The organism is Streptomyces sp. NPDC058812, assembly GCF_042744565.1.
GTDB lineage: Bacteria > Actinomycetota > Actinomycetes > Streptomycetales > Streptomycetaceae > Streptomyces > Streptomyces thinghirensis.
This window is the reverse complement of the sequence record NZ_JBHYOB010000019.1, coordinates 37454-56845: the sequence shown is the minus strand read 5'-3', so window position 1 is coordinate 56845 and position 19392 is coordinate 37454. Positions and strand designations below refer to the sequence as shown.

General features: G+C 75.4%; 10 protein-coding genes. 5 read left to right on the top strand and 5 right to left on the bottom strand.

Annotation, left to right across the window (positions count from 1 at the left end; translation table 11 throughout):
* Positions 1-56: 56 nt before the first annotated feature.
* The 5 genes from ACFW48_RS30635 (at position 57) to ACFW48_RS30615 (ending at position 13355) form a co-directional block, all read left to right on the top strand.
* Positions 57-2399 (top strand): VWA domain-containing protein, encoded by a 2343-nt coding sequence (locus tag ACFW48_RS30635; protein ID WP_386320279.1) that lies wholly within the window; start codon positions 57-59, stop codon positions 2397-2399.
* Positions 2400-2540: 141 nt separating this feature from the next.
* On the top strand, positions 2541-6404 hold the full coding sequence (locus tag ACFW48_RS30630) for a tubulin-like doman-containing protein (protein WP_386320277.1): 3864 nt from the start codon (positions 2541-2543) through the stop codon (positions 6402-6404).
* Entirely contained in the window at positions 6401-9238 is a 2838-nt protein-coding gene (locus ACFW48_RS30625) for a hypothetical protein (RefSeq protein ID WP_386320275.1), read from the top strand. The genes ACFW48_RS30630 and ACFW48_RS30625 overlap by 4 nt, the downstream gene beginning before the upstream one ends.
* The gene (locus ACFW48_RS30620) at positions 9235-11349 is read left to right on the top strand and encodes a hypothetical protein (RefSeq protein ID WP_386320272.1); all 2115 of its coding nucleotides are present in this window, start codon (positions 9235-9237) and stop codon (positions 11347-11349) included. The genes ACFW48_RS30625 and ACFW48_RS30620 overlap by 4 nt, the downstream gene beginning before the upstream one ends.
* Positions 11346-13355, top strand: a complete 2010-nt coding sequence (locus ACFW48_RS30615; protein WP_386320269.1) for a hypothetical protein — start codon at positions 11346-11348, stop codon at positions 13353-13355. Before ACFW48_RS30620 ends, ACFW48_RS30615 begins: the two co-directional genes overlap by 4 nt.
* Positions 13356-13358: 3 nt before the next feature.
* Here the strand turns inward: ACFW48_RS30615 and ACFW48_RS30610 are convergent, their stop codons facing one another.
* The 5 genes from ACFW48_RS30610 to ACFW48_RS30590 form a co-directional block, all read right to left on the bottom strand.
* Complete coding sequence (locus ACFW48_RS30610) at positions 13359-15206, bottom strand: copper resistance CopC/CopD family protein (RefSeq protein WP_386320267.1); 1848 nt, start codon at positions 15204-15206, stop codon at positions 13359-13361.
* Positions 15207-15368: 162 nt separating this feature from the next.
* Entirely contained in the window at positions 15369-16133 is a 765-nt protein-coding gene (locus ACFW48_RS30605; protein ID WP_386320265.1) for an SDR family NAD(P)-dependent oxidoreductase, read from the bottom strand.
* Positions 16130-16621: a cupin domain-containing protein gene (locus tag ACFW48_RS30600; RefSeq protein WP_386320263.1), complete on the bottom strand. Its 492-nt coding sequence runs from the start codon at positions 16619-16621 to the stop codon at positions 16130-16132. The genes ACFW48_RS30605 and ACFW48_RS30600 overlap by 4 nt, the downstream gene beginning before the upstream one ends.
* Entirely contained in the window at positions 16618-17238 is a 621-nt protein-coding gene (locus tag ACFW48_RS30595) for a GNAT family N-acetyltransferase (RefSeq protein WP_386320260.1), read from the bottom strand. The genes ACFW48_RS30600 and ACFW48_RS30595 overlap by 4 nt, the downstream gene beginning before the upstream one ends.
* On the bottom strand, positions 17231-19339 hold the full coding sequence (locus ACFW48_RS30590; RefSeq protein ID WP_386320258.1) for a penicillin acylase family protein: 2109 nt from the start codon (positions 19337-19339) through the stop codon (positions 17231-17233). Before ACFW48_RS30590 ends, ACFW48_RS30595 begins: the two co-directional genes overlap by 8 nt.
* Between the last annotated feature and the right edge of the window lie 53 nt (positions 19340-19392).

Here is a 19392-nt window from a genome sequence, read left to right as displayed (position 1 = left end):
GGCCCGCACACGAAGCAGAGACGAACCGAGTACCACCGAGAACCAAGGGGACGGCCGTGCAGAGAGCCTGGGCAAGACGGCGGACGGGAAGAGGCCGCGCGCACCGCGCCACGGTCCTGGCGCTGGGCGGCGCCGCGGTGCTCGCGTCCCTGCTGACACCCACCGGCGGTGATCCGGTGCCGGTGGCGGACTCCGAGCCGGCGTTCCCGTCGGTCAACTACGCGGTCGCCGTGGACGAGTCCGCCAGCCTCGCGCCCGAGGACATGAAGGCCGAGAAGGCCGCCGCCGCCCGCATCGCGCTGGGCGACGTCTCCTCGTCCTCCCACGTCACCGTCTTCGGTTTCGCCGCCGCCGAGTCCGCCAGCCAGCGCGCGGTCGACCCGGTGTGCCCGCGCACCACCCTGGACGCGGCGGGGCGCAAGACGATCGGCGCCTGCGTGGACAAGCTCCGCACCCGCAAGGAGAGCGAGGGCACCGGCACCGACTTCCCGACCGCGATACGTCAGGGAGTGCACGAACTCACCACCGGCACCGACCCGTCGGAGCCCCGCGTGCTGTTCGTCCTCACCGACGGAAAGATGGACGTCACCGACAGCGAGAAGTACGGCGACCCCGCGCACCGCGAGGCCGAGGGCGAACGGCAGCTGACCAAGGAGCTGGAGAACGCCCGCGCGCAGAACGTGCAGATCTGGCCGCTCGGCTTCGGACCGGAACCGGACAAGGAGCAGCTCGACCGGATGGCGGCCGGCGGCTACCAGAAGGGCTGTGTGAACCTGCCCTCCGCAAGCCCGAAGGCGCACAAGGTCTCCGGCGCGAAGGACGTCGGCACCACGCTGGAGAAGATCTTCGCCGCCGCGCACTGCCTGCGCCACGAGGAGGGCCCCAGCAAGAAGCCGCCGGCCACCCTGGAGATCGGCATCTCGCCGCTGGCGACCGTCGGCAGCATCGTCGTCGACAAGGGCGACCCCGAGGTGCGGATCAGCTACCTCGACCCCAGCGGCCACGAGGTCCCCACGACCGGCACCTACCGCAAGTCCCGCTTCGAACTGGCGGGCGGCGACGGCACCGTCGAGGCGCTGAAGATCGTCGACCCGCTGCCCGGCACCTGGCGGGTGAAGGCCGAGGCCCCGGAAGGGCACCGCTCGCTGCCCGTCTCGGTCAGCGTGCTGTGGCAGGGGGAGCTGCGCGGCGCCATCACCATGGACCCGCCCTCGCCGCGGCCCGGGGAGAAGGTCACGGTGACGATGCGGCTCCAGACGCGTGAGGGCTACCAGATCAAGGACCCGGAGCACTACGAGGGACTGCGCGTGAGCAGCGAGCTGACCGGGGACGGTTTCGCCCCGCAGTCCCTGTCCCTCACCGACGACGGCAAGGGCCCCGACCCGGACGCGAACGACGGCTCCTTCAGCGGTTCGGCGCGCATCCCCGAGGGCGCCGACGGTGCGCTGAAGGTGGACGGCACGCTCACCGCCTCGGGACTGCGGGCCGACACCCGCAGCGAACTCGGCCAGGTCGCGCCCGGCGAGCTGCCCGTCACCACCGCGCTGGAGATCGCCGCCGGGGACACCCACCCCGGCGGCAAGGTCACCGGCACCCTCACCGTCCGCAACAACAGCGACGCCCGGCACACCCTGCGGCTGTCCGTGGCCGACGTGCGCTCCGGGCTGCTGTCGATCAGCCCGGCCGAGATCCAGCTCGCGCCCGGCGAGTCCGGCACCCGGAAGGTGACCGTCGCGGTCGCCCCCGCCGACGTCTTCGGCGACCGGCTCGGCGACGACGGACTGCGCCTGTCGGGCACCGTCACGGCCGTCGACACCACCGACGACGACCGGACGCTGGTCCGTACCCCGCTCTCCGTACAGGTCACCCCGGAGCCCGGCTTCTGGGAGAAGTACTGGTGGGCGGTGGTGACCGGCGCCGCGGTGCTCGCGGCGGCCGTCGTGGCGGTGCTCGCCTGGGTACGGCAGCGCCGCACCCGCAGGGACCCGCACGGACTGGTGCTGCGCCTGGTCTCCGCGGACGGCGAGGCCGTCGGCACCGATCACGTGGCCGGACACGGACACAAGCAGTGGTACGAGTTCGCCCTGGTCGAACCGCACCGCGCCCCGCGGATCGAACGCCGGACCCACGGCGAGTACGCCGTCCAGCGCAACCCCGAGGGCGGAGCGGTGCTGCGCAGGCGCGGCGGCGGCCGGACGCCGCTGCCCGTGCGCGGGCAGGTCCCGCTCAACGACACGGTGAGCCTGGCCCTCGGCGAGGAGACCCGCGGCCCCCGCGGCCGCAGGCCGGCGGCCGCGGCCCGCAGCGGCGCGGCCACCGCCTCCGGCACCGGGTCCGGCTCCCGTTCCGGCGAGAGCGGGAGCGGGAGCACGGGCGGCGCCTACGACTCGTACATGTGACGCGCGGGGGCGGGCGCCTCACCTCCGCGCCCGCCCCCGCCCGCCACGTGCACCACGCGAAGCAACGCACGCCACGCGCACTTCACGGACGTACCGAGCACGAACCTGCGGCCCGCGACGGCCGCCAGCGGGGAGGAACCCATGAAGATCTTCCAGCCGATGCTCTTCGTCGGCCTGGGCGGCACCGGCGGCCTGGTCGGCGCCGAACTGGAACGCAGACTGCGCGCCGAACTGTGCGGCCCGGACGGCCTGGCCCTCACCGGCCTGAACGGCTACGCGCCCTACCAGCTGCCCGACGGCCTCCAGTTCGTGTACGCGGACTACAGCGAGAGCGACCTCCAGCGGCTGCCGCAGTTCAACGTGGACCCGTCACTGCGGGCCGCGTACGCCCGCACCTCCCGGGCCACCCACAACCTGCTGCCGAACTTCGACGCCTCGCCCGAGGTCACCAAGATGCTCCGGGCGAGCATGCGCGAGGAGGTGGCCGACTGGCTGCCGCCGCGCATCGACGAGCCCAAGGTCACCCCGCTGCACAACGGCGCGGGCCAGCTGCCCACCGTCGGCCGCGCGGCACTGTTCGCCACGCTCCGGCACGGCCTCGGTCCGGTCCTCGAACCGCTCCTCCAGGCGATCGACCTGATCGCCAAGTCGGCGGGCGGGCTGAGCGAGTTCGGCGGCGGCAAGACCAACGGCTGCGACGTGTTCGTCGCGTTCTCGGTGGCGGGCGGCACCGGCGCCGGCATCTTCCTGGACTACCTGCACCTGATCAACCACGCCTTCCAGCTGCGCCGGTTCGACGGGGTGAAGATCTACCCGCTGGTCGTGATGCCGTCGTCGTTCTCCGCGGCCTCCGGCGGCGGGCGCGAGGCGGACCTCAACGCCGCCCGCGCGCTGGTGGACCTGTTCCGCCTGGTCGACGGACAGAACGCGCCGACCGAGGGCGCGGAGATCGGCGACCTCGACCACGACGCGGGGATGGGCGTCCGCTACCCGGGCACCATGCCGATCCGGCTGCGCACCGGCATCCTGCCGACGGCGTTCCTGTTCAGCCCGACGGCCGGCATCCGCGCGGACGACCTGCGCCGTTCCATCGTGTCCCTGGTGATGTCGCTGATCGGCACCGAACTCGGCGACGGCCGCTCCAAGGGCCGCACGATGGCGGCCGACGACGACTACCAGACCTTCGCCGCCAGCTTCATCAACCGCGGCGTGCACCGCAGCGCCCTGTCCCCCACCGGCATCGGACGCCAGGGCGTCTCCACCAGCCTGGTGGCGTCCATGACCGCGCCGATGGACCAGCTGGCCGACCTGGTGGCCGGCCGACTGCTGCGGGAGGCGGTCACGGACCTCGTGGAGCGGCCGCGCGCGATGCAGCGGGACAGCACGGTGCCGATGATCCGCCAGCTGTTCGCCGACTCCCACCTGGAGGAGCTCTGGGAACGCAGGCAACTGGACGTGCCCGAGCCGGATCCGCTGCCGCGCGGGGGCAAGAACATCGAACAGGCCCTGGGCGAACGGATCTCGGACATGCAGCGGCTGCTGTCCGACCTGCGGATCGACGCCGAACGGCAGGCCACCGTGATGGCCGACCGGTTCGCGCCGCGTCCCGCCATCGACAAGCTGCTGCAGACCGTGGACCCCTTCCTCGCCGAGCGGGTCGTGCGGGGCGTCCCGGACAGCGACGAGCCGATCACCCGGCTCGGTTTCCTCGGCATGCTGGACAACCGGTCCCGCGCTCCCCAGCGGCCGCCCGGCGTGACCGAGCAGCCGCCCAAGGCCCCCCGGATCAAGGGCCGGCTGGCCGGCATGTCCCCGGCCCGCTGGGGCGACGAGGACGTCCAGGCGGCCGTCCAGGAACAGGACGACTGGTACCGGTGGCGCTGCCGGACGGTGTGGCACGAGGCGTGGCGCGAGCAGCAGCAGCACTGGCAGTCCCAGGCGGACACGGCCGGGGCCGACCTCGGACGCCTGGTGAACGCCTTCCGCAGGCACAGCGACCAGGAACGCAAGGTGTCCCAGCAGAAGGGCCTGGAACTCTACGAGGACCGCACGGGCATCTCGTACCTGCTGCCGCCGCAGCGCACCCTCAACCACTTCTACGAGGACGTCGTCACCCGGCTGATCCGCCGGGAGGGCCTGCGGGAGACCGACGACGAGGCGGCGCTGCTGCTCCGGCTGGTCGGCGGGGACACCTGGCGCACGGTCCACGCGGTCAGCCGCCGCAACCCCGAGGGCGCGGTGGCGACCGTCAAGGCGCTGCTGGAGGGCCGCATCACGCGGCTGTTCGCGGAGAGCGGCGAACGTCTGGAGGAGCGTCCGCTGCTGCCGGCCATGAGCACGTTGCTGGCCGCCGCGGCGGGCGACCAGGGCGCCACCGACCAGGTCAGCAAGGAGGCGCTGGACCTGTTCGGCCGGAAGCTGACCGGGCTGCTGCCGGTGGGCTTCACCCCGGAGGGGACCGGGCCGCTGCGGGCGCTGGTGACGTATCCGCGGGTGCAGGCGGTGGAGGAGGTGCAGGAGTACCTGGGCAAGACGCTGCGGCTGCCCTCGGACGCCAAGAACTCCGTGGAGTACCGGGGTGTGGAGAGCGACTCGGTCACCGTGGTCCTCTTCCGCAGCGAGATGAGCCTCACGCAGGTGCCCGAGGCCCGCAAGGTGCTGCGCCAGTGGGCCCGCGCCAAGGACTCCGAGCAGGCCCACGACGTGCTGCGCTGGCGCCAGCGGCTCGGCTTCCGGGACAGCTGGATGGTGAGCAGCGAGGACGACCGGCGCACCATCCTGCACCGGCTGCTGTGCTGCATGTGGAACGGCCAGGTGGACGTGGTGGACGGCGACGACGCCTCGCCCGCCCGCATCCGGCTGCGGCTCTTCCCCGAGGAGGGCGCCCATGTCCCGGGCGTGCGGCTGCGGTTGGGGGACTTCCCCGGCGGTGTGTCGAGCTGGGCGGAGCTGCTGCGCTCGTACGAACGGTGGACGGTCCTCGACGACGAGCGGACCGTGGAGGACTACTGCCGCGAGCTGATGGGGGCGCAGCCGGCCGGGCTCGCGCGGGCGGGCAGCGATCCGCACCCGCTCTTCGTCGAGCTGGTCGAGAAGATCGCCCCGCGCCAGCTGGAGCTGCTGGCGGACCGCCGGGAGCGCGGCGGCGAGCGGGTCGAGGGCTGGGTCCGGCCGCTGTGGGAGTTCTGGGCGGAGACGCTGCCGGCCGCGCTGGACACCGAGTTCGGCGACCAGCGCGCCGTCCAGCCGACGCTGCGCACGCTGCTGGAGCACGTCCGCTTCGGCACGGTACGGCCCCGCGTCGCCGACGACCTGCCGGCTCCCAGGCGGGCCGTCCACGATGACGACGACTGGGGCACGGCGCCGCGCGAGTCCTTCGCCGCGTACCGCACGGAGAACACCGGGACACGGCGCGGGACCGCGGCCGACGACCACGCCGAGCGCCCCCGCCGCACGACCACGGACGACTACGGCACGGGCCGCGCTCCCGCCGACGGCCACGACGACCCGTACAGCACGGGACGCACCGAACGCCGGCGCCGCGCACCGGCGGACGACTACGACGCGGAGGCCCGCCGCGCACCTGTGGACGACTACGGCACAGGGGCCCGCCGCACACCCACCGACGACTACGACGCAGGTCCACGCCGCGCACCCGCCGACAACCACGACGACGAGTACGGCACCGGCCGCGCCGAACGCCCGCGCCGCGCACCGGCGGACGACTACGACGCGGAGCCCCGCCGCACACCCGCCGACGACTACGACACGGGCCCACGCCGCACGCCCACCGACAACCACGGCGACCCGTACGGCACCGGTCGCGGCGAGCGGTACGGCGTGCCGGAGCGCCGCACGCCCGCGAGCGACCGCGACGGGGACGACCGCGTCGCCGCCGGGGACGGTGCCGAGCGCCCCCGGGCGCCGTGGGACGAGCCGGCGGACACCGACGCCCACGACCGTGACCGTGACCGCCGCAACCCCTGGGACGGTGACGCGCAGTGAGCACGCCCGAGGAGTTCGGCGCCGTCATCCACCTGGACCTGCGCACCGGGGCGGCGGAGCTCGACACCCCGCCGGCCCTGCGCGCCAGGGTCGCCCGGCAGCTGGGCCAGGCCGGGCTGCCGGAGCCGGACGATCCCCTGTTCCTGGTCGTCGACACCCCGGCCGGACTCACCGACCACCAGCCGCAGTACGAACTGCTCACCGGCTACCGCGCGGTGGGCGAGGTCAGGATCCTGGTCCTCCTGGTGGGCAGCGCGCCGGGCTCGTACGCGGGTGAGGGGGAGGCGTTCCAGCCCGACCGCCGGCTGGTGCGGCCGGCGGTGCTGCGCGCGTCGGGCTGCGCGCTGCTCTGGGCGGGCGATCTGCGTTCCGCCCGGACGGCGCTGGAGCAGCCCACGCCCGACGCCCCGGACGCGCTCGCGGTCCTGGTGGACGTGCTGGCGGTGCCGGACGTCTATCTGACGGTCCTCGACCGCCTGGAGGCGTTGCCCGACGCCGTCGCCGCGCCCGGAGTCCGGCTGTTGGAGCAGGACCTGCCGCCCGAGGTGCGCGACCGGGCCTGGCGGGACGCGCTCGCCCGGTTCGCCGGCGAGGACACCGAACTCGCGCCGGAGGTGCTGGCGCCGGCCTCGTCGGGAGCCGACCTGCCGGAGCCCCTGCGGGGCCTGGTGACGGGCCGGGGCGCCCGGGACCAGCGGCACCGCGACCCGGGCGGGGTGGCGGACGACGCGTACCGCGCGTGCGTGGACTCCATCGGACGGGCCGAGGACGCGCTGGCCGGGCTGGGGTCCCTGCCGGGACTGCTGCGGCCCGCCCGCCGGGAGGCGTTCGAGGCGGACGTGGACCAGGCGCGCCACGACCTCGACTCCTACCGCGAACTGGTGGGCGCCGCGCTGCGCGGCGGTGGTGCGACGGCGTCCGCGGCCGAGGCGGCGGCCCGGCTCGCGGCCCTCGGGCTGCGGGTGCCCTCGGCGGAGGGCACGGGCGAGCGGATCGGCGAGGGCCTCAAGGAGTTCGCCGGGAAACTGCTGGGCCAGGGCCTCACCCTGCGGTCGGTGGCCCAGCGTTTCACCGGCCTCGCCGGGCGGGTGGAGCCGGTACCGGGTACGGCACTGCTGCCGAGGCTGGCCGCCTGCCCGTCCGGCGACGTGACGGATCCCGCCGGTGACGGGGACGGGGCGTGGGACCGCGGTGACGTCGCGGCCGTCGCCGGTCCAGCGGCGGCGGCCGCGGCGGGCCTGCTCGGCGCGCTGTGGCAGGGGCCGCTGCTCGCGCTGGCGCTCGCCGTCCCGCTGCTGTTCGTCGGCATGGCGGTACTCGGCACGGCCCGGTTGCGGGACACCGGACGTACCGGCCGCTGGGCCGTGGCCCCCCGGGTCGCGGCCTTCACCGGCGCCGCGGTCGGGGCGGCACTGGCCTACGCGGCCGATCCTCCGCGCTGGCTGAGCACCGTGGGCCTGCTGGTGGCCCTCGGTGTCGCGGCCGAGACCGTACGCCGGCTCTGGCGCGCGGCGGCCGGCGCGTGGGCCCCGGGCCACGCCACCGCCGCCCTCCACCGCGCCCTGGACGAACTCGACGCGCTGCTCGCCGAGGCGGTCCGCGAGCACTGGGCCGTGGAGGAACGCCTGTACTGCGCGGACGCGGCCCGGTCCGTCGCCGGGATGCTGCGGGCCACGGCCGCCGCCGCGGAGGCCGAGGCGGTGCCCGAGCCGGAACGGCCCGTGGCCGGCGGGGGGTCCGGCGCCGAGGACCGCGCCGGTACGGTCGCCGAGGACGACTGGCTCTCCAGCACCTCGGTCCTGGAGACCGACGCCTTCGCCGGGGACGACGACGCCGACTGGGCGAGCGCGTACGCCCGGCGCGACGGCCCGCCCTCGTGGGACGAGCCCGCCGGGGAGCGGCCGGCCGGGGCGCCGTGGGAGGACCGTGCGGCGAGCGCGCCGCGCTGGCTGGACCGGGAGAACGGCGAGGGCGGTCCGGAGCTGGTCGCCACGCTGGCCGCCGACCTGACGGACGCCGCCCTGGTGGCCATGGGGCCGTACTGGGGTGCCGTGGAGCGCGGCCAGGCCGGCGCACTGGCCCTGCGCCGCACCGAGGAACGGGTGCGCGAACTGCTGTCGGCCGCCCGCCGGCACCTGCGGCACAACGGGGTGCTGGCGCCGCCCCCGTTCGCCGCCGCCCGCCGGGTCCGCGCCACCTCGGCGAGCCTGCTCGGCACCGACCCGCGGGGCCTCGCGGAACTCGTCGGCGCGGAGGCGGACCGGCAGGCGGTGGTGCAGCTCTCCTCGCCCGAGCAGGGCACGCTGCTCAGCCGCGACCCGGCCGCCGCGGTGTGGATCAGGTTCGCCCCGCAGGCGGTACGGGACGAGGTCGAGAAGGCCTGGGAGGCGAGCGGCTCGACGCAGCCGGGAGCGGTGCTGTGGACGTCCTCGGGACGCTACGCGGGCCTGCTGCGGCTCACCCCGCTGCGGATGGGCGTGGTGGACACCGTCCGGCCCCGCCAGAACACCGGCCCGGACGGCACGGACACGTACGGACGGCCGGACACGTACGGCGCGCGGAACCCGTACGACCGGGCCGCCTCGTACGACGACACGGACGCGTACGACCGGACCGGCCGGTACGGCGAGACGGACAGGACGGACAGGACGGACAGGTACGAACGCGCGGACAGCCGCCACCAGGCGTACGACCGGACGGACACGTACGACCGTGCCAGCCCATACGACCCGGCCGACCCGGCCGACCCGGTGCACCCGGTGGACCAGGCCGACGCGGCCGACCCGGCCGGTCCGTACGAGCGATACGAGCGAGGGGACGGCGATCTCCGGTGACCAGCACTACCCACCGGCTCACGGCGGGGCCGGGCGGCCCGCGGGCGGCCACGCTCGCGTTCACCACGCCCTCGGGGCGGCGTCGCGTCGCCCCCGTGCGCCTGGGGCCCGAGTCCCGTCGGGATCCGCTGCTGCCCCAACTGGTCCGCAACGGCCTGCTCGACGACGAGGGACAGCAGTGCGTGCAGGTACGCCTCACGACGGCCGACGCCGCCAACCCGGGAGCGCGTGAGCTGCTGGACACGGAGGCGGGCACCGCCCTGTCCCTGTACCGGACGCTCGACGACACCGAGTACGCGGCTCTCTTCCCCCGGATCATCGGCTACGACCTGGACGCGGCGGAGCCGTTCCTGCTGTACGCGGCGCCGCGCGGCACCGCCGCCGCACGGACCCATGTGATGTCCGCGACCGATCAGCGGGGTCTCACCCGGGACCTGCTGCTGGCCCTGTACTTGCTGGACCTCCAGGGCCTGGTGCCGTGCGGCGTCTCGCCCGCCACCGTGCTGTGGGACGGCGCCTCGGCCCAGCTCTGGGGCCTGGAGGGGGTGGCCCGTGCCGGACGGCCGAGGCGGCCCTGGGGCCGGTCGCCCTACTGCTCCCCCGAACAGCGCCGGGGCGAGGGGCTCACCGACTCCCGGGACGCGGTGTGGAGCGCGGCACAGGTGCTCTACCAGCTCGTCACCGGCAGACCCGGCCACGCCGACCGGGCGCCCGCCGACCTCGACGAGCACCGGATGCTCGCCCGGACGCTGCGCGACGCGTTCGCCCCCCGGGCGGCCGACCGGCCGACGCCCGCGGAACTGCTCGACCTGCTGGTGCCGGGCGCCGCCCGCCGCGCCGCGCTCGCCACCTCCGCCGCCGAGCCGCGAGCCCGCCAGGAGGACGACGCGGACGGCTTCGAGCAGGCGCTGCGGCTCAAGCGCCGGGCCACCGCCGCCCCTTCGGGGCCCGAGCCGGGAGCGGCGGCCGGGGAGGGCGACGGCGGGGTGCTCTGCCCGTACTGCCTGGAGACCATCCGGCTCGACCTCACGGCGCTGTACGTCACCGACAGCAGGATGCAGTACCGGCCACTGGACCCCACGGGGATCGGCAACCCTCTGCGTCGGCAGGACGTCATGCGCGGTGCCGTCCAGAAGTGCGCGGCCGACCCGGACTTCCCCGAGCACTACATCCCGGTGCCGTACCTCACCTACGGGCGACCGCTGACCGTCGCGATGGTCGGCCAGTCCTCCACCGGCAAGAGCCATCTGCTGACCCAGATGATCGCGGCGATCACCGACGGCGGGCTGGAGCCGTTCGGCCTCAAGTGGCAGTCCGTCAACCCGGAGCAGCATGCCCGTTTCGTTCGGGAGTGGGTGCAGCCCCTGCGCAACGGCAGGGTCCTGGACCACACCCCCGGCGTCGGCCTGGACGGCTTCGCCCGGTTCGTGGAGTCGCTGCTGATCACCGACGCCCAGGGCCGGGTGCGGCCGGTCGCCTTCTTCGACCTCGGCGGCGAGGACCTCGTACGGACCGACTCCGCGCTGCGGTTCCTCCTCGGCATCGACGCGCTGGTCTTCGTGGTCGACCCGGCGCTGGCCCTGCCGCTGCCGCACCTGGACCACGCCAGGGAACGCCTGGGGGTGGAGGTGAACCGGGACGGCGACCTCGCCTTCGGCACCGTCCTGGACCGCCTGCCGAAGAACGGCCCCTACCTGGACGTGGCGGCCGCGATGGTGCTCGGCAAGGCGGACCTGCTCAGGTTCCAGCCGCCCGTCGACCGGTGGCTGGACCGGCCGCCGGCCGCCTCCCTGGACCCCGCGCTGGTGCGGGAGGAGAGCCGGGACGTGCACCGGCTGCTGCACCGGCACGCCGGCCAGGCGTGGCTGCGTCCCTTCGACGCGATCCGCCGCTGCACCCTGCACGTCGCCTCCGCCACCGGAGGCCAGGAGGACCGGGGCCGCTACCCGGCCGGGGCCGGTCCGAGGAGGGTGCTGGAGCCCCTGCTGTCGCTGCTCGCGATGCACGGGCTCATCGACGTACCGGGCGGTGCGGGGACGTTCGCCCTGGGTGAGACGCCCGCGTTCGAGGCGGTGCCGGTGGAGGACGCCCGAGGAGGGGAACGGAAATGAGCGACGTGCAGAGCGGAAACCAGGGCCGCGGGGGAGCGGCCGCCCCGCGCGGGCCGGGTGGGCCGGGCGGTGGCACCGACTCGGTGCAGCAGGTCGTCTTCCGGTGGGACGGCAACCACGGGCGGCAGGGCACCGGCATGAACGCCGTCGCCCGTTCCTGCACGGTCGAGCGGGCCGAGGAACTGGGCCGGGAGCTGGGCCCGTTGCTGTGGGTGTCCGGCGCCGCCGCCTCGCGGCCGAGCACCGTGCGCGCCCTGTCCCGCGACGGGGACGTCATGCTGGTCCGCCGCTGGCCCACCACCGACCCGGGCGGCCGGCCCAGCACGGTCAGCCATGTGCTGGTCGGCCGGCCCGGCACCCTGAAGACGCGGCAGTGCCTCGCTCTCGCGTACGCCGGCTGGGGGACCCGGAAGGCCGCCCAGACGGCGTCCGGCCGGCAGGAGGAGGTCGACTGCGCGGATCTCGACCGGGTGGCGCGCAAACGGCTGCCGGAGATGCTGGAGCGGTTGCCGACGGTCCGGGACACCCTGGCCGTGGTCACCGCGGAGTGGCTGCGCGATCCCGCCCAGCGGGTGTCGCTGCGGACGGAGCCCGGGGAACGGCGGCCCGGCCATCCGGACCGGGACGAGGCCGCGCTGGTCTACCTGGGGCTGTTCCTGCTCTTCGGACCCTGGCTGGGACGGGAGTGGACGTTCGCGACCTACGACGCGGTGGACACCCATCCGCTGCGGCTGATGTCCGTCCCGCGCTGGGAGCCGGACACCGGCGGCTCCGGCCCGCTGGCCCGGGTGACCGGCCGCCCGGTGTCCGGCCCCGGTGTCGAGCACCTGGTGGCGGACCGGTTGGTGGACCAGCTCCTCGCGCACCCGGACCCGGAGGCGTCCGCCGGTGTGCCGCAGCTGGTCGACGCCTTCGCCGACGGGGCGACGTGGGACTGGACGCGGCGGAGCGCACGGCTCCGGGAGATCCTCGGCGCCGACCGGACCGGAACGCGCCCCCCGAACCCGTCCCCGGCCCACCCGGACCTCGCGGCACCGACTCCGACTCCGACCCCGGCGCCGATGCCAGAAAGCGACCAGGAGCGGGACGCGGCCCCGCTCGCCCCCACGCCGTACTCCGGCCCCCCGTACACGGACCCGCACCCCGCCCCGTCTCCGACGCGGTACCCGAACCCGAACCCGAACCCGTACCCCACTCCCCACGACCACGGCCGCGACCACATCCACGACCGCGGCCGCATCCAGGGCCCCGACCGCACCCCTGGTCCCCCCTCCGCCCCCGATCGCGAGATGTACGCGTTGCGCCGGGAACTGCGGGAGGCCCAGCACAAGGAGCCTCTCCGCCGCGAGGTCCTGCGGACGGAACTGCGCGCACTGCCCGACGAGTTCCTGCTGGAGGAGCTGCGCTCCGAGGACCTGCCGCCGGACTCCGTGGACCTGCTGCTCGACGAGCTGAGCGCACCCCACCGGATCCGGACGCGTGAGGACGCGACACGGCACGCGCTGTGCGAGCTGGTGCTCCGCAGAAACCTGTACTGGCCGCCGTACGGGCAGCCCGGGGGGCCCGTGTCGAGAACGGCGCTGGCGGACCGCGCGGCCGGCCTCTTCACCTGGGCCGTCGCCCCCCTGGCCCGCGACGAGCGCTACCTGCCCGACCTGCGGGAGCTGCTGCACCGCATGCTCCGGGACCCCAGCCCCACGGCGGGCAACTGGCTCCACAAGGCGATCGTCGCGCCCGCGAACGGCCAGGCCCCCGACCTGCCACCCGTGCTGTGGCAGCAGATCGTGGGCGACGCGCTGAGACGGAACGGCGGGCCCGCCGCCCTCCCTCCGCCGGCGACGGCGGCGGCGCCGGCACCGACCCTGCGGGCGCCCTCCGCGCCCACACCGGAGCGGCCCGACTTCACGGCCCGGCTCACCGAGCAGATGAACAAGCCCGGCTGCGTGATGGGAGTCGGCGCGGCACTGATCGTCGTACTCCTCGGCATCGTCCTGTTCTACGCCTGACCGTCACCGCTCGATCCGGATCCGCCTCGTCTCGCTCACCTGGTCGACCTCCGACACCCGGACCGTCGTCTTCATCGTCCAGGCGCCGGGGAGGGGAAGGGTGAGGGAGTTGGCGCTCCAGTAGCCGCCCCGATCGACGAGTTCCGCGTCGATCGGGCCGACGCCCCGGTCGGGGAGGGTGAAGGAGAGGCGCAGTTCGGGTATGGCGGCCAGGCTGCCGTCGGGGCCGAAGACGACGGCCTGCACCGCGTTGTCGCCGGTGCGGCCGGGGTCCAGGGTGATCTGGACGGTGCCCCGGCCCGAGGCGCCGACGTCGAAGGGGATCGCGGTGACGGACGCGGGCAGCACCCCGCCCGCCGGTACGGCCCGTGCCGCCTCGTCCGCCGCCCGGCCCGGCAGCGTGCTGGTGAGCACGGTCGTGACCACCAGGACGACGGCCGCGACGACGGCCTCGACCAGGACGGACCGGCGCAGCCCGCGACGGCGGGCGGCCCCGGCGGCGGACGGCGGCGACTCGGACGACCCCGGCTCGGACGGCTCCGGCTCGGACGGCTCCGACGCCCGCGACGGAGGCCCGCCCACCGGCTCCGGCACCCGCTCACGTACCCGCTCGCGTACGGCCGTCTCCGCATCCACCGCCTCCACCGCACTCGCCACACCCACCACACCCACACCCACCGCACGCACCGCACCAGCCCCCACCGTCACCCACGCGGCCGTCCACCGCCGCGAGACCGCCGCCGCGGCCAGCAGCACGGCCACCCCGGCCAGTTTGGCGAGCAGCAGCCTGCCGTACGTCGTCTCCGTGAGCGCCGGCCAGGAGCCGAGGCCGCGCCAGGACTGGTAGACGCCGGTGACGACCAGGACGGTCACGGCGGCGGAGGCGGTCCGGGAGAAGCGGGCGACCGTGGCGGCGTCCGGGGCGGAGCGCAGGGTGGCGAGCAGGGCCACGAGGCCGCCGAGCCAGACCGCCGTGGCGAGCAGGTGCAGCACGGCCGACGTCACCGCCACCGGCACCTGGACCCCCGCGGCGGCGTGCTCGGCCGCGGCCCAGGTCAGGGCCAGGCCGACGGCGAGCGCGGCGCCCACCGCGGCGGCGAGCGGGGCGCGCTCCCGGTGCCGGTACCGGGCCCCGCGGGCCATGCGGACGAGGAAGAGCGCGACCGGCACCAGCAGCGCCAGCCTCACCAGCAGCAGCACGCCGGGCCGGGACGTCAGGGTGCCGCCGAGCGCGTCGGCGTCGAGGGCCTCCGACGGCCCCGTGCCCGCCTCGTACGGGGCGCGCAGCACCAGCAGGGCGACGGTCGAGCCCAGCAGGGTCCACCAGCCCGCCACCAGTGGCCGGCGCAGCGGGGCGGGATCCGGCGGGCGGCACAGGGCGACGAAGGCGGCCGTGCCGATGAGCAGGGCCGCGGCGAGGTAGGCGAGGTAGCGGGCGATCTTGTGGAGGGCGGCGGTCAGCGGGTCCTCGGTGGGACCGGTGTCCACGGACGCGGTTGTCACGGAGGGCTTGCCGACCGAGAAGGTGAAGGCCCCGGAGACGGGGTGGCTGTCGGCCGACACCACCCGCCAGGCCACCGTGAACGTGCCGTCGCCGAGTTCGCCCGTCAGCGCGACGCGGGCCGTGTCGGAACGGCCGTCGGCGCGCCCGGCCTCCCCCGTGCGCACCCGGTGGCCGCCGGGGTCGAGGACGCGGAAGGAGTCGTCGCGCAGGCCGACGGACTCGGTGAAGGTCAGGGTGACGTGGCGAGGGGCCCGCTGGAGGATGCTGCCGTCCTCGGGGTCGGTGGAGCGGAGGGCGGCGTGGGCGGACGCCGGTCCCGCACCGCCGAGGACGAGCAGGACCAGCACGGTGCCCAGCAGCGCCAGTCCCCGTAGTCTCCGGCCGCCCCGGGCTCCAGCGCGCGTACCGCCACCACACCTCACGTCGCATCTCCGTCGTCGGGACCCACTGCCTCGGGGATACGTACGGACGCGGGCGCCCTACCGCTCACCGAAGGCCCGGTCAGGTCCTCACCACGACGGGCGTGCCGTCACCCCGCCGTCCACCACGAGGTCGTGGCCGGTGATCCAGGACGCCAACCGCGACGCGAGGAACACGCACGCGTCGCCCACGTCCTCCGGCCGCCCCAACCGTCCTGTGGGCGCCGCCTCCCGCCACCGGCGTACGCCGTCCGGCCAGGCCGCCGCGAGCCCGTCCCGGTCGACGAGGCCGGGCGAGACTGTGTTGACCCTGACTCCCCACGGGCCGTACTCCAGCGCGGCGGAACGGGCGTGCATCACGACCGCCGCCTTGGAGGCGCTGTAGTGCGCGTGGGCGGGTGCGGGGGCGTTCGCCTCGATCGAGGCGATGTGGGTGACCGTGCCGCCGGCGTCCTGGGTCCGCATGATCCCGGCGGCGGCCTGCGTGCACGCGAAGACACTGGTGAGGTTGGTGTCCACCACCGCCCGCCACTCGGCGGCGGTCATGCCGGCCAGCTCCCGCAGCGGCTGCACGCCCGCGTTGTTGACCAGCGCCGTCAGCCGTCCCCCGCCCCAGTCGGCGGCCTCCTCCACCAGGCGCCGGCAGGCGTCCTCGTCGGTGAGGTCGGCCCGCAGTACCACCGCCCGGCCGCCGCGCTCCCCGATCCGCGCGGCCACGTCCCGAGCCGCCTCGACCGCCGTACGGCAGTGCACCGCGACCGCCGCGCCCTCCTCGGCGAACCGCAGCGCGACGCCCCGTCCGATGCCGCCGCCCGCGCCCGTCACGAGCGCCACCTGACCGTCGAGCAGGTTCATGGGCGGCACAGTTCCACGATCCGCCCGGCCGCCGCCGGATAGCGCGCCGTGAGGCCGGCCGCGTCGCCGTGCTCGTAGTCCCCGTAGGTGAATCCGGGCGCCATCGTGCACCCGAAGAACGACCATGCGCCGCCCGCCGCCACCCGGCCGCCCATCCAGGTCCCGGCGGGGACGGTGAACTGCACGTGCTGCCCGCCCAGGACGTCCGGTCCCAGCACGGCCGTACGCGCGCCGCCGTCCGGGTCGAGGAGCAGCAGCTCCAGCGGATCGCCGAGGTAGAAGTGCCAGGTCTCGTCGGCGGGCAGGCGGTGCAGGGCGGAGAAGTCACCCGGACGGGCGGTCAGCAGGGCGACGATGGCGGAGCCCGCCGGGCGTCCGTCCGGGCGCTCGGGCCCGGCCCAGGTGCGCCGGAACAGTCCGCCCTCACGCGGGATGGGCTCCAGCCCGTAGTGCGCGATCAGATCCTCGGCGGTCGGCGGGGAAGTCACCCGCCGAACGCTACCTCCCTGCGGAGGAACGCGAGTTGCGCCTTCTTCTCCGGCAGGTACACGTCCGGCAGGTCGATCTCCGGCAGCACGACCGCCGGCCCGGCGGTGAAGCCCTGTCTGAGGAAGCGGGTGATCGCCTTCTCGTTGCCGACGTCCGGGTCGACCACGATCCGCTGCCGGTCCAGGCCCAGCAGCACGTACGCCATGAGGGACCCCGCCAGCGCGGCGGTCCAGCCGGGCCGCGCGCCCTCGGTCCCGGCGGGGGCGAGCAGCAGGTGGAGGCCGATGTCGCCGGGTTCGACGTCGTAGCACTCGCTCACCCGGTCGGCCTCGGGGTCGTAGGTCTGGAGCAGCGCGACCGGCTCGCCGTCCTTGACCACCAGGAAGGCGTGGTGGGTGTCGAGCGTGCCCATGTGGGCGTAGACGCCGGCGACCTGGTCCCGCGTCAGGCCGTTCATGCCCCAGAAGGCGGCCCGCTCCTCGCTCACCCAGCGGTGGATCACGCCGGCGTCCGCGGCGGCGTCGAGCGGGAGGACGCGGACGGTGCCGAAGCCGTCGAGTTCCTGCTCGTGGACGGCGGCGCGGGAGGCGTACGGGGGCGGGTGCTGGTCAGACATCGGTTTCCTTCGTGAGCCGGTCGAAGTCGGTGACCACCGGGACGAGTTCACCGTCGAGCCACAGGGCCCGCTGGTCGCGGTGGTGGGGCGAGCCGGGGACGCCGGAGGCGCCGAGCGGCACCACCCAGCGGCTGTCCTGGCGGTCGGCCAGGTCCCAGACGTAGCGGGCGGCGGGGCCGCGTGCGGCGCGGTCGGTGAGGCCGGGGACGGCGGAGGTGCACAGCACGCAGTCGTGGTCTCCGGAGAGCCGGGGTTCGTCGGCGTGGGAGGGGTCCGGCAGCGCCTGCCAGGGGGCGAGGCGGTGGGTGTCGCCCCAGGTGCCGGCCGGCGGCCGGGCGGCCACCTCCTCCAGCGCCGCGCGGACGGCCCCGGCACGGTCGATGCCGTACAGGTCCTCGGCGCGCAGCAGGTGTTCGAGGGCGTGGCCGACGCGCGGCACGAGCGCGAGCCACGGCAGCAGCACCTCGGGGTACGCGGGCGGCACGGACGCCGGGGCGAGGACCGGGTGCGCCGCCAACCGCCGTACGACCGCTCCGCGTACGGCCGCGTACGCCGCCGCGCCGGTGCTGTCGGCGTCCATGCGCCGGTCCCAGGACAGGAGCCGGTCGCGGAGGGCGGCGGCCTCGGGGGTCAGGTCGTCCAGGGCCGTCAGACGGTCCAGGAGCGGGCCGGCCGAGGCGAGGAGGGTGTCCGTGTGGATCGCGGGCATGTCGGCGGCCGACCAGCGCTCCTTCCCGGCGAGCAGAGCGGCGATGCGGTCGGCGCGGTGCGGCGGGGCGAACTCGACGCCCAGCGGGGCGGCCGGGCCGCGCTGGTTGGCCATCACGGCGACGCCGTCGGTGAGGCCGGCGCGGGGTGGGGTGTGCCAGCCCTCCCACTCGTGGCCGGGCTCCCAGGCGGGCACCGGGCGGAGGCCGTTGGCGGCGGACCGCACCGGCACCCGCCCCGCCACCCGGTGCAGCAGCCCGCCCGCGGTGTCGGCTGCCTGCACGACGTTGACCGGCTCGGCCCACGCGTCCAGGGCGCGGTCCACGTCGGCGACCCGGCGGGCCCGCAGCAGCGGCAGCAGGGCGCCGAAGCCGAGGTCGGCGGTGACGCGGGGCGGGTAGCGCAGGCTGAGGGCGGTGGGGGTGCCGTCGTCGAGTCCCTCGGGTCCGCCGGCGATCACCGGGCCCCGGTCGGTCTCGATGACCTCGACCTCGACGATCTCCTCCTCCTGCCCCTCCTGCCCCTCCTCCCTCTTCTCCCCCGCGACCCGGATCGTCTCCGTGTGCCGGGCGGCGCGGTGCCAGGTGCCGTCGGGGCCGAGCGCCTCGACACCGGCGCCGGTGCGGCGCAGGCGCTCGCGGTACAGGTCCTGGTAGTCGGCCATGGCGTTGGTGATGGCCCAGGCGACCGTGCCGGTGTGGCCGAAGTGGGCGATGCCGGGGACACCGGGCACGGCGAGGCCGACGACGTCGAACTCCGGGCAGGACAGGTGGATCTGCTGGTAGACGCCGGGGTCCTCGATGAAGCGGTGCGGGTCGCCGGCGATGACGGCGTGCCCGGTCGCGGTCCGCTCGCCGCTCACCAGCCAGCCGTTGCTGCCGGCGGTGCCGGGTCCGTCGGCGGCGAAGAGGGCGACCGCGTCCGGGCCGAGGTGCGCGGTGATGTGCTCGCGCCAGAGCTTGGCGGGGAAGCCCGCGAAGAGGATGTGCGTGGCGAGCCAGACGCCGAGCGGGGTCCAGGGCTCCCAGCGGCCGGGGGCGAGACCGGCGCGCGCGAACTCGGGAGCGGCGGACCCGGTCTCGGCCAGCCCCTCGTTCACACCGTCGACGTACGCCCGCACCCAGGCGGCCGTCTCGGGGTCCTTGTCCTCCAGGGCGGTGAAGCAGCGGCGGGCGGTGTCCGCGAGCCGGGCCCGCCGGGCGAGCCGGTCCCAGGACAGGGCCCCGGGCCCGAGGAAGGACGCGGAGGTGCCCTGCGCGCGGTGCCGTTCGACCTCCAGCTGCCAGGCCCGGTCACCTGCGGTCACCCGGCCCTGCGCGCGGGCGAGTTCGTCCGTGCTGTCCGCGCGCAGGTGCGGGATCCCCCAGGCGTCGCGGTATGTCTCGGCGCTCACCCCTGTGCCCCTACTTTCCTTTAGGTTAGGCTCACCTAAGTCTTACGTCGTGG

Coding starts and splice junctions, on each gene's coding strand:
- ACFW48_RS30605 (WP_386320265.1), bottom strand. CDS start 16,133: ATGAACCTGCTCGACGGTCAGGTGGCGCTCGTGACGGGCGCGGGCGGC.
- ACFW48_RS30630 (WP_386320277.1), top strand. CDS start 2,541: ATGAAGATCTTCCAGCCGATGCTCTTCGTCGGCCTGGGCGGCACCGGC.
- ACFW48_RS30595 (WP_386320260.1), bottom strand. CDS start 17,238: ATGTCTGACCAGCACCCGCCCCCGTACGCCTCCCGCGCCGCCGTCCAC.
- ACFW48_RS30615 (WP_386320269.1), top strand. CDS start 11,346: ATGAGCGACGTGCAGAGCGGAAACCAGGGCCGCGGGGGAGCGGCCGCC.